This is a genomic window from Limnobaculum eriocheiris, assembly GCF_021010575.1.
Classification (GTDB): domain Bacteria; phylum Pseudomonadota; class Gammaproteobacteria; order Enterobacterales; family Enterobacteriaceae; genus Limnobaculum; species Limnobaculum eriocheiris.
Genome location: NZ_JAJNAG010000032.1, coordinates 25,696 through 36,871, shown reverse-complemented (window position 1 = coordinate 36,871; position 11,176 = coordinate 25,696). Strand labels below are relative to the sequence as shown.

Below are 11,176 nucleotides of genomic sequence, written 5' to 3'. Positions count from 1 at the left end.
CTGAATGAATACAACAGTGAGCGGCCCCATGAATCCCTGAATAACCTGACACCGGAAGAATACCGGCTGATGGCTGAAAACCCAGAAATCTCAAAAAGTATGTGGTACTAAAATGGGTGTGCTTACAATTCCCTGCCTCCTTTTTAAAATTGAAATTAATCATTCCAGATGGGAATTTTAACTAGCATCTTGAACTTTATTTAATATTGCCATGTTCCTTACCTATTCGATACGATTAACCACTATATAATTCAGTGAGATATGAGACTTTCAGACAATCAGATAGAACTACTTAGCCCGGCAAGAGATGTAGAAATTGCCCGTGAAGCTATTTTGCATGGTGCAGATGCCATTTATATCGGTGGCCCCAGCTTTGGTGCGCGTCATAATGCCGGAAACAGTCTGAAAGATATTGCTGAACTGGTGGTTTTTGCCCATCGTTATTACGCCAAAGTATTTGTTACCTTAAATACTATCTTACATGATGATGAGCTGGAGCCAGCAAGACAGCTGATTTATCAACTGTATGATGCCGGTGTTGATGCGTTAATCGTTCAGGATATGGGGATTCTGCAATTAGATATACCACCGATCGATCTGCATGCCAGCACCCAAACAGACATCAGAACCCTTGAAAAGGCCAAATTCTTGTCTGAAGTGGGTTTTTCTCAGTTGGTTCTGGCAAGAGAGCTGAATCTGGAGCAGATTCGACAGATTAAACACAACGTTAGTGCAGCAATTGAATTTTTTATTCATGGTGCATTATGCGTGGCTTTTTCTGGTCAGTGCTATATATCTCACGCCCAAACTGGCCGTAGTGCCAATAGGGGCGATTGTTCACAAGCTTGTCGCCTGCCATATACTTTAAAAGATGATAAAGGTGGTATCGTAGCTTATGACAAACATCTGCTCTCAATGAAAGATAACAACCAGGCAGCAAACCTGCCTGCGCTGATTGATGCCGGTGTGCGCTCTTTTAAAATAGAAGGGCGTTATAAAGATATGGGATATGTGAAAAATATCACCTCCTATTATCGCCAACAGATTGACCAGATTTTACTTCAACATTCTGATCTGTCTGCCGCCTCCAGCGGAAGAACACAGCACCACTTTATTCCTAACCCGGAGAAGACATTTCACCGGGGAAGTACCGATTATTTTGTTAATCAACGCCAAATGGATATTGGTGCCTTTGATTCCCCTAAATATATTGGGTTACCGATTGGTGAAGTGCTTAAGGTTGGCGGTAGCTATCTGGACGTCGGCGTCACCGAACCGCTGAGTAATGGTGATGGTTTAAACGTATTAATTAAGCGAGAAATTGTTGGTTTTCGCGCCAGTAAAGTAGAGAAAACCGCAGAATTTCGTTATCGGGTTTACCCTAATGAAATGTTGCCGGAATTTAGCAAGTTACGGCCAAATCATCCGTTAAATCGTAATCTGGATCACCTGTGGCAGCAGTCGTTACTGAAGTCATCCAGTGAACGTAAGGTGAATGTTGAACTACACTTAACTCAGGCTGATGCTGAATTATTACTGACGGCAACCAGCGAAGAGGGTATTTGCGTTACAGTGTCACTGCGTGGTGATTTTGAAGTAGCCAATCAGGCAGAGAAATCGTTACAAAATTTGAAAGAGGGTTTGTCTAAACTTGGACAAACTATCTATCGCACTATTGCAGTGACGGTTGACTTACCGGTGGTATACTTTATTCCCAGTGCCCAACTAAACCAGTTACGACGGGATGCCATTGATGGCTTAACGGAAGCCCGGTTGCAAAACTATCAGCGTGCCGGGCGCTTACCGGTTTCAGAACCTGCACCAGTCTACCCTGAAACTCATTTAAGCTTTCTGGCTAATGTGTATAACCATAAAGCCAGAGAGTTTTATCAACGATTTGGTGTCGAACTTATTGATGCCGCTTATGAAGCCCATCAGGAAAAATCAGATGTACCGGTGATGATTACTAAACATTGTCTGCGATTTGCCTTTAATTTGTGCCCCAAACAAGCCAGGGGCGTTCAGGGTGTAAAGGGCCGGGCAACGCCAATGCAACTGGTACACAATGATGAGATTTTGACGTTGACGTTTGACTGTAAGCCATGCGAAATGCAGGTATGGGGCAAAATTAAACCTCATGTTCTGAAAGCTCCGCTGGCGGGGAGCATTGTGGCTTCTATTTCTGTTGACGAACTAAAAAAGACTATCAAGCCCAAGTTGTAATATTAACTATTAACTATTATCTCAAACCGACATCGAGTGACGTTTGGAGTATTGCTGTATGTATCGATTTTCAAAAGTATTGCTTTTAATTTGTTCATTGGCTGTTATTGGCGCAACGGTACCTACAGTATATGCAGCTCCTAAATCGCTACCTGCGGCTAACAGTAATACCAAATCTCCGGCCAATAAACCGCAGGATCAAACTCAGGCTCAGGGGAATACCCCACAGAGTCAAGACCAGGAACAGGAAGAAAAAAAAGACGTTAGCACAGCAGAGCTTGAAAATTTACAGCAACGGCTTAGTGATATTAAGCAACAGCTTTCTGCGGCGACTAAAGATAAAGAGTTCAGCGCATTAAACACTCAGGCGCTGGATATTTCACATAAAGCCGATGAATACACCAACATTCTGACGCCTGTGCAAACACAAATACAGGCACAGCTTGATGTTATTGGGCCAGCGCCAGCTCCCGGTGCGCTGGATGAAACGCCAGAAGTTACCAAACAACGCAATGCACTAAATGCGGATAAGGCTTTAACCGAGAAAAAGCTGGAACATGCTAAAACGTTAAAAACTAATGTCAGCAACCTTTCTAAACAGATTATTGAATTACGGCGCAATGCGCTGAAAACTCAACTGGCACTCAATATAGGCAGTATTTTAGGTCCCCGTTTTTGGGCACCGATCTTTAGCCCGCAACCAGACGATGGGATTAAAATTGCCAGTTTTAGTCAACAGCTGTCGGATAATTTTGCACAAGCCTGGCAACCCGATCAACTGTTTGGCTCCCTGGTTTTATTGGTCTTAGCCATTGCGGTTTGGGGTTATGCACGCAAATATTTGGAAAAAGCGCTGGTATGGTTGAGCATTTGGGGATTCCCGGATGGTCGTTTGCGCCGCACCTTTTTAGCATTTGCCACGGTTATTGTGACGGTTGTGACCATTTATGGCGGTGCAAATCTGCTTTATCTGGTGTTTGGCCGTAATAATGCATTACCCCCACTGATGGATAATTTTGCCAATGGATTATTAGGGTTAACGATATTTTCCGGACTGATTGCCGGGTTGAGCAGGGCGTTGCTTTCTATTCAGCGACCATCATGGCGGTTGATACCTATGCCGGATATGATTGCCGTTGCACTAAAGCCTTATCCCACCATCATTGCTATTCTGTTAATGTTTTTTGGCACGCTGGAACAGATAAATAATGTAATTGGCAGCAGTGTACCCTCAACGATCTTTAGTAATGGTATTGCGGCACTGTTAATTGCGATCATGGTATGGCAGGCAACTCGCCGGACGAATCGCATCCGCCATGAGATGATAGCGTTGGGTGAACCACTGGAACCCAGAACTTCACTGGGTAGTTTGGTTCATTTAGTAGTTAGCGCGGTTTCTATTGTTATCGTATTAGCATTGCTGATTGGATATATTCCACTGGCGCGTTTTTTAACCTATGAGCTGGTATGGGTTGGAATTGTATTTTCCTGCCTCTATTTAACCACCAAGTTGATGGGCGACCTGTGTGAAAGCCTGTTCTCAGTCAATCACGCCAGTGGAAAATGGATTAAACAGGTATTGAGCCTGGATAATCGCTATCTGGAACAGGCAACCATTCTGTTTTCTGCCATAGGCAATACCATTCTGGTTATGTTGGCGGCAATTGCCCTGTTTAATGGTACCTATGGCGCCACCACGCCAATGACCATTGTTGATAAAGCTATCGACATTTTAGGCAGTGATAGTTTTGGCAAAATCAATATCGTTCCGGCAAACGTCATGAGTGCCCTGATCAGCGCGGTGGTTGGTTTGTACATTCTGCGTACCGCTCGTCGCTGGCTGGGGACTAAATTCCTGCCTAAAACAGCGATGGACACCGGGATGCGCATGTCGTTAGTCACGCTGTTCAGCAATATTGGTTATGTACTACTGATTCTGATTACTCTGTCGTTACTGGGTATTGAATGGAATAAACTGGCCTGGATTGTCAGTGCATTATCGGTAGGTATCGGTTTTGGTCTGCAAGAGATCGTTAAAAACTTTATCTCAGGTTTGATATTGTTAACGGAACGTCCGGTAAAAGTAGGGGATCTGGTCAGTATCAGCGGTGTTGAAGGGGATATTCGACGTATCAACGTCAGAGCTACTGAAATTCAGTTGAGTGATAAATCAACGGTGATTGTACCTAACTCTCAGCTAATTTCCCAAAATGTGCGTAACGTAACCATGGGAAATGCGCAGGGCGTAGCCACTATCCCATTAACCTTCCCGTTGAATATCGATCCGGAACAGGTGCGGGGTATTTTGCTGGAAGCTTATGTGGCACACGAAGCTATTCTGGATACGCCTGCACCGTCAGTCTCTTTTAGTCAGTTAACACCGGATGGTATTACCCTGAGCGTAACGGGCTATGTCAGCAGTCCACGAGTGGTTAGCCGAACCAAAAGCGATCTGTTATTTGATATTCTCAAACGGTTACGGGCTGCCAACGTTAAGCTTTCCAGTCCACAGAGTTTGGTGGTACAAAATTTACCGCCAGAAATTGCTGCCGGTTATACGGATAACAGCAAAAAAGATGACGAATAATTCATTGAAAATCGCTTGCCAAACGCCCGGTCAGGGGCGTTAGCGGAAAGAGGAGACGGTTTTTTTATGCTTTCCCTGCAGTGATAACGGCGATTTTCACGGCATCAGGAATCACGCTGCCGTGATTTTTTCCAGGGAAAAGAATAAAGGTTACATTGCCTCCCTGTTGTTTCATCTCTGTGGCCAGCGTGCGGGCTTTGTATTAGGAGGTAATTGAAGTAAATCAGAATCGAAAGGGGTAATGATTGGTGACATTGTCACATGATATATTTATTAAACAGTGATAAAGAGAACGGAAGTGGCAAACCGCACGATGTCAGCTTACCTGATGGGTGTTTAGCCGAAGGCGACTTTAATACCTAAACCAATTAAGACTACACCAAGCACTTTATCTACCATGCTTTGGACTTTCGCTAACCCCCGACGAACCGGATCGCTTTGAATTAAAACTATCAACAGCGGCCACCAGATAGCGGCAAGGATCCAGATAATAAAGGCATACCACAACTTCTCACCGGTACTGGAGTTAACACTTAATACTTGAGTAAAAACCGACAGGAAAAATAGTGTTGCTTTTGGATTCAGTAAATTACATAAATAACCCTGAATAAACGCATTCTTATAGCTGGTATGTTGATGACTAAGATTAGTGACATCCATTTTACTACCGCCACGTGACAACAACGCCTGAACGCCAATCCAGATCAGGTAAAGTGCGCCAGCATATTTTAAAAGATTAAACAGCCATGGCGTGGTGGTAATAACCACCGCTAATCCTGCAACACAATATGACATATGGGTAGCCACGCCAAGAATAACGCCAAGTGCGGTTACCATTGCTACCGAACGCCGATAGCGGGCAGCATTTTTAATCACCAGAAAAAAATCGGGCCCCGGTGACAGCATGCCCAAAGTAGCAATAGTGGCAACAAAAAGAGAGGTTTCCAGCATTAAAACTCCAACGTATCCATAATTGTTGACGATATGCGTTGATAATGTCAGAGCTTAATCGAAATACAAGCGGTTAATGATGCACTGGTTGAAAAATCAGATAGCAAAAACAGATAAAAAAGCCCGATAAGATAATCAGGCTTTAAGAAGTGACAGAAATAAATATCAGGACATGACAGAAGTAGCCTTTCTGTCGACGTCGTTACTTAATCTTTTTAATTTGCTTCACATCCAGCTCAACTGAATTCCAGCCTTTATCAATTTCACCCTGTAGTTCTACCGTATCTGTAGGGGTGATAGTCAGACCATCCCAGCGTTTATGGTCAATATCAACATTGATGGTGCCGGTCTTATCACGGAAAACATACAGCTCTTTACCAATTTGCTGTTCAATATTTCCCTGTAGGCTAATCCAGGTATCGTCACTCATGGTTAAGGCTTTCTCAACCGTCATGGTACCTGCGTTAGGACCTGAAAAGCCGCTGCTTTGTTGGGTTGACGTGGTCTCTGTTGTACCCGGGCCGCTAAAACCACCGGTTGAAGCGCTATTTTGAGCAAAAACTGGCACACTGACTAATGTGGCAACCAAAGCTAACATCGTTAATTTTTTCATGTTTTATTTCCTCAATGGTAGGTGTTCGATTCTTTTCATCAACGATTAAACCATTAAGTTCTTAACGGGATCTTAATAGAATGAAAATAAAAAATATTTTTACTTAACTGGCTTCAGGCGATAGCCATGCCTGAATTTATCCTGTAAAAATGGGCCGTTAATCAACGGGAGGACATTATGCGCATCTTGCTCATTGAAGATGATAGGCTGATTGGTGATGGAGTTAAATCCGGACTCACTAAATTAGGGTTCAGCGTGGACTGGTTTTCCGAAGGGAAAAAAGGCCAACAGGCCATTGATGTCGCCCCTTATGATGCCGTTGTGCTCGATCTCTCTTTGCCTGGTATTGACGGTATGGAAATTCTGCGCAACTGGCGTAAAAGCGGGCATGATGTTCCGGTATTGATTTTAACGGCCCGCGATGCGTTAGAACAACGGATTGAAGGATTACAGCAAGGAGCTGATGACTATCTGTGTAAACCCTTTGCCTTAACAGAAGTTGCTGCACGATTGCAGGCGTTGATTCGCCGACGTTATGGTCAACTGACGCCGACACTCTCCTACGGACATGTTGTGTATGAACCGGCAACCATGAGTGTAACCAGCCATGGAGAGCCGGTAATACTTAAGCCCAGAGAGCTGGCAATTCTGGAGCTGTTTTTGCACAACATTGGTCGGGTTTTACCGCGCCCGTTAATTGAAGAAAAACTGTATAACTGGGATGAAGAGGTCTCCAGTAATGCGGTTGAAGTTCATATCCACCATTTACGGCGCAAACTGGGCAATGACTTTATCCGTACTGTCCACGGCGTGGGATATACGCTGGGGGACAATAAGTGAAAACATTAAGTTTGCGGTTGCGTCTTATCCTTTTGTTTATTCTGCTGGTGGTAGTGACCTGGTCGATAGCCAGCTTTTTGGCGTGGCGACAAACCAGCAAAAACATTGATGAAATGTTTGATACTCAGCAAATGATATTTGCCAAACGGCTTTCCGTGTTGCAGCCCGAGACCATTGGTAATATTTCACAGCAGTTACCTAAAACTAAAAAGCTATTACGTCATAATCGGGGTTCTCAGGACGACGATGCGCTGGCTTTTGCTATCTTTACTCCTGACGGAAAAATGGTGCTGCATGATGGCGATAATGGCAGTAACTTTATTTTCAATTATCATCAGGATGGCTTTGCCGATAGTGCAATTAGCGCTGACGACGATCTGTGGCGAATCGTCTGGCTAAAAACCGCCGATAATCGCTACATTGTCGCTGTCGGTCAGGAGCTGGACTATCGGGGGGATATGTTAGAAGCGCTGTTAGTTTCGCAGCTCAAACCCTGGCTAATAGCGCTCCCATTAATGGTGTTGTTGATGATTTGGTTAATTACACGGGAATTAAAACCGCTGCGACATATCGCCAGCCAGCTTAATCGACGCCAGCCTGATGATGATTCACCGCTTATGACCTCCCGGCTCCCCAGTGAAGTTCAACCAATTGTCGATGCGCTAAATAAATTATTTGTCCGTATTGGCACTATGATGATGCGGGAGCGGCGTTTTACCTCTGATGCCGCCCATGAGCTACGTAGCCCTTTAGCCGCGCTCAGAGTTCAGACTGAAGTGGTGCAAATTTCCGGTGATGATGAAACCATGCGCCAACATGCACTGGCGAATCTTACCGATGGTATCGATAGATCTACCCGGGTTGTCGACCAGCTATTGATGCTTTCCCGACTGGATTCATTTTCACAATTGGATGATGTTCAGCAAATTGAATGGCAATTATTGTTACAAAATGGTATCGCTGATATCTATTCCAAAGCACAGGCGGAAGACGTTGATATTCGTTTAGATATTCGGCAAACCCCAGCACCAGTTAAAGGCCAGCAGTTATTGTTATCCGTTATGGTGCGCAATTTATTAGATAATGCGATTCGTTATGGTTGTCAGGGTAAGATCATCACAGTGACTTTAGATAAGCATAGCTTTAGCGTAGAGGATGAAGGCCCCGGTGTGAGCGATGAATATCTACAGCGTATTGGTGAGCGATTCTTTCGACCTCCGGGTCAGGAAAAAAACGGTAGTGGGTTAGGATTATCCATTGTACAGCGCATAGCGCATTTACATGGTTTAGATGTTAAGTTTAGTAACCGGGAGTCTGGTGGTTTTAAAGCTGTTATTAGTTGGTATTAACCGGCTAATTTATATTATTTTATTGGCATAAAATTAATTAAACAGGAGCTCCGGCATGAGGATACTGCTGGTTGAAGATGATGAGCTAATTGGTGATGGAATTCAGGTTGGTCTGACAGAGTGTGGTTTCACTATCGATTGGTTTAATGATGGTTTAAAAGGGCAGAATGCTATTCATTCAGCGCCTTATGATGCAGTTATTCTCGATTTAAGCCTGCCCCATATTGATGGGTTGGATATTATCAAATATTGGCGCCAGAAAAAAATAGACACACCTGTACTGATTTTAACCGCTCGTGATGCCATAAAAGAGCGGGTAAGTGGATTACAGTTCGGTGCGGATGACTATCTGTGTAAACCATTTGCGCTGGAAGAAGTGGCAGCACGCCTTCAGGCTTTAGTGCGTCGTCGTCACGGGCAGTTAAGTTCAGTTATTCAATATAAAGATATCATATTAGATACCGCTAACTATGCGGTGACTAAAGAGGGAGAAGCTATCGTGCTTACTTCCAGGGAATTAAAACTGTTAGAACTGTTTTTACTCAGCCAGAATAGGGTGTTAAGCAAGGCGTTGATACAGGAAAAGTTATACTCATGGAGTGATGATGTCAGCAGTAATACCGTAGAGGTGCATATTCATAACTTACGTCACAAGTTAGGTAAAGACCTTATTCGCACTATTTATGGAATGGGCTATGCCTTAGGCGATGAGAAATGAAAAGATTAAGTCTGCATACTCGTCTGGTCTCTATTTTTACGATTCTTATTTTACTTTCCTGGGTCATTTCCTCTGCTATTGCTTATGTAAAAGTTCGTCACCGTATTCGGCTGGCTTATGATGCGGAACAGATTATGTTTGCCAAACGGCTGGAACGTTCCGGATTAGACGATCTGCTAACTATTCAGGCCAAAAATAATAATTCTTCATTTCATCCTGACAAGTTTACTCAGGCCAGAGATGCGCTTGCATTTGCTATTTTTACCACGGACGGTAAAAAACTGATTACCGATCGGGATGGTGTACCCGATTTCTTTTACTCCGCAACGGATACCCAACTGGGGGAGTCGCCTGAATTCAGAGAAAGTAAACTATGGCGGGTGCTGTGGCTTAAATCTCAGGACCGACGTTTTATTATTGCCGTGGGGCAGGAGAATGCCTATCGGACGCGGTTGGCGAAATCGATCTTACTCGATCATCAGGTAATCCCTTGGGGAATACTGATTCCAATTATGTTGGTCATTATCATATTAATGATTAATCGCGAGCTGGCACCGCTTAAGCGAGTGACATCAGAACTTAAGCAGAGAAAACCTGATGATGAAATGCCGATTGAGGAAAAAAGGTTACCGCCAGAGGTTCAGCCCTTTGTTGATGCACTGAATCTGTTATTTGCTCGCATTGGCGATATGCTAAAGCGGGAACGACGCTTCGTTTCTGATGCGGCGCACGAGTTACGTAGCCCGTTAACCGCCCTCCGGGTGCAAACTGAAGTGGCTCAAATGACGGTAAATAAACCCGAAGTGCAGAAAAGAGCGTTAAATAACCTGACTGTTGGTATCGATCGCGCCTCCCGGTTGGTGGATCAGTTATTAACACTCTCCAGGCTGGATGCTCAATCAGATATTCTGGAACAGAAAAGTATTAACTGGCAGCGGTTAATACAAGAAATGCAGCCTACTTTTTTTGCCAGCGCAAAAGAAAAGCAGATTAATCTGCAAATTAACTATCAGGGGATGCCGCCAGACAGACAAGGAAATATGGTTCTGCTGTCACTGTTAATTCGTAATCTGGTAGACAATGCATTGCACTACACCCCTGTCGATGGCTCGGTTAGCGTGACGTTAACTGAACAACAGATGGTTGTTGAAGACAGTGGACCGGGAGTAACTCAGGAGCACTTACAGCGGTTGGGTGAACGTTTCTACCGCCCTCCGGGGCAGACAAAGATTGGCAGTGGTTTGGGTATTTCTATTGTGAAGCAGATTGCTGAGTTACACGGTCTGAAAATTAGTTTTGCTAACCGCGAGGAAGGTGGATTTAGCGTCAGGGTTGGGTTCTGGCAGTAATGTAAAGTTCAGGGTTAGAACGAGCAAGGAAACGGTTTCCGGCCGGGCATAATGATAATCGCGTTCATTATGCTTACGGCCGGAATATTCACAGGGCAAAAACAGGAATTGTTCAAATTATAAAAAATCATCTAAATTCAATCAGTTAAATTCCATTAGTTAAATCCATAGGGCAATAAAATTCCACCCCATACTAATGCTGCCAATAATAACGTTATCAGCACCGCTGCCGAACCCATATCTTTAGCCCGACCCGATAGCTCATGATGTTCTGTACCAATTCTGTCCACTACCGCTTCAATTGCGCTGTTAAGCAATTCAACCACAACCACTAAAAGCACTGAGCCAATTAATAAAACTCGTTCAACAGAGGTCACATTAAGCCAACAGGCAATCGCTACAGCAGCCAGACACAGAATGGCTTCCTGGCGAAAAGCGGCCTCATTTTTCCAGGCCGCAATCAGCCCGGCACGGGAATATCCAGCAGCATTAATAATTCGGGTAAAGCCTGTTGCCTGAACTTTATTCATAATTTTTTCCTGTCCG

Annotated in this window: 9 protein-coding genes; 6 read left to right on the top strand and 3 right to left on the bottom strand. The window is 44.1% G+C overall.

What is annotated here, in order from left to right; all coding sequences use genetic code 11:
* Positions 1–261: 261 nt before the first annotated feature.
* Both LPW36_RS12865 and LPW36_RS12860 read left to right on the top strand, forming a co-directional pair.
* Positions 262–2,223 (top strand): peptidase U32 family protein, encoded by a 1,962-nt coding sequence (locus LPW36_RS12865; RefSeq protein ID WP_230610206.1) that lies wholly within the window; start codon positions 262–264, stop codon positions 2,221–2,223.
* A gap of 58 nt (positions 2,224–2,281) precedes the next feature.
* A complete protein-coding gene (locus LPW36_RS12860) occupies positions 2,282–4,810 on the top strand; it encodes a DUF3772 domain-containing protein (RefSeq protein ID WP_230610205.1) in 2,529 nt (842 codons plus the stop codon).
* 336 nt (positions 4,811–5,146) lie between these two features.
* Here the strand turns inward: LPW36_RS12860 and LPW36_RS12855 are convergent, their stop codons facing one another.
* Together LPW36_RS12855 and LPW36_RS12850 are read right to left on the bottom strand one after the other, a co-directional pair.
* Positions 5,147–5,761, bottom strand: a complete 615-nt coding sequence (locus LPW36_RS12855) for a LysE family translocator (RefSeq protein WP_230610203.1) — start codon at positions 5,759–5,761, stop codon at positions 5,147–5,149.
* A gap of 202 nt (positions 5,762–5,963) precedes the next feature.
* Positions 5,964–6,374 carry a YgiW/YdeI family stress tolerance OB fold protein gene (locus LPW36_RS12850; RefSeq protein ID WP_230610201.1) on the bottom strand — a complete coding sequence of 137 codons (411 nt, stop codon included), beginning with the start codon at positions 6,372–6,374 and terminating at the stop codon, positions 5,964–5,966.
* 177 nt (positions 6,375–6,551) lie between these two features.
* Between LPW36_RS12850 and qseB the strand changes: the two genes are divergently transcribed.
* Genes qseB through qseC (LPW36_RS12830) form a run of 4 tightly spaced genes read left to right on the top strand, consistent with a single transcriptional unit; the run spans position 6,552 to position 10,630 of the window.
* Positions 6,552–7,214 carry a quorum sensing response regulator transcription factor QseB gene (qseB, locus tag LPW36_RS12845; RefSeq protein WP_230610199.1) on the top strand — a complete coding sequence of 221 codons (663 nt, stop codon included), beginning with the start codon at positions 6,552–6,554 and terminating at the stop codon, positions 7,212–7,214.
* Positions 7,211–8,563, top strand: a complete 1,353-nt coding sequence (qseC, locus tag LPW36_RS12840) for a quorum sensing histidine kinase QseC (RefSeq protein ID WP_230610197.1) — start codon at positions 7,211–7,213, stop codon at positions 8,561–8,563. The genes qseB and qseC (LPW36_RS12840) overlap by 4 nt, the downstream gene beginning before the upstream one ends.
* A 55-nt stretch (positions 8,564–8,618) precedes the next feature.
* Positions 8,619–9,281 (top strand): response regulator, encoded by a 663-nt coding sequence (locus LPW36_RS12835; RefSeq protein WP_230610196.1) that lies wholly within the window; start codon positions 8,619–8,621, stop codon positions 9,279–9,281.
* Positions 9,278–10,630, top strand: coding sequence for a quorum sensing histidine kinase QseC (qseC, locus tag LPW36_RS12830; RefSeq protein WP_230610194.1), 1,353 nt, complete (start codon positions 9,278–9,280; stop codon positions 10,628–10,630). The genes LPW36_RS12835 and qseC (LPW36_RS12830) overlap by 4 nt, the downstream gene beginning before the upstream one ends.
* Positions 10,631–10,785: 155 nt before the next feature.
* On the opposite strand, the gene LPW36_RS12825 is transcribed toward qseC (LPW36_RS12830), so the two are convergent.
* Positions 10,786–11,160 carry a diacylglycerol kinase gene (locus LPW36_RS12825; protein WP_230610192.1) on the bottom strand — a complete coding sequence of 125 codons (375 nt, stop codon included), beginning with the start codon at positions 11,158–11,160 and terminating at the stop codon, positions 10,786–10,788.
* Positions 11,161–11,176: the final 16 nt, after the last annotated feature.

Excerpts from the sequence above, each read along its gene's own strand:
- qseB (WP_230610199.1), top strand. The coding sequence starts at position 6,552 with ATGCGCATCTTGCTCATTGAAGATGATAGGCTGATTGGTGATGGAGTT.
- LPW36_RS12825 (WP_230610192.1), bottom strand. The coding sequence starts at position 11,160 with ATGAATAAAGTTCAGGCAACAGGCTTTACCCGAATTATTAATGCTGCT.
- LPW36_RS12855 (WP_230610203.1), bottom strand. The coding sequence starts at position 5,761 with ATGCTGGAAACCTCTCTTTTTGTTGCCACTATTGCTACTTTGGGCATG.
- qseC (WP_230610194.1), top strand. The coding sequence starts at position 9,278 with ATGAAAAGATTAAGTCTGCATACTCGTCTGGTCTCTATTTTTACGATT.
- LPW36_RS12850 (WP_230610201.1), bottom strand. The coding sequence starts at position 6,374 with ATGAAAAAATTAACGATGTTAGCTTTGGTTGCCACATTAGTCAGTGTG.
- LPW36_RS12865 (WP_230610206.1), top strand. The coding sequence starts at position 262 with ATGAGACTTTCAGACAATCAGATAGAACTACTTAGCCCGGCAAGAGAT.
- LPW36_RS12835 (WP_230610196.1), top strand. The coding sequence starts at position 8,619 with ATGAGGATACTGCTGGTTGAAGATGATGAGCTAATTGGTGATGGAATT.
- LPW36_RS12860 (WP_230610205.1), top strand. The coding sequence starts at position 2,282 with ATGTATCGATTTTCAAAAGTATTGCTTTTAATTTGTTCATTGGCTGTT.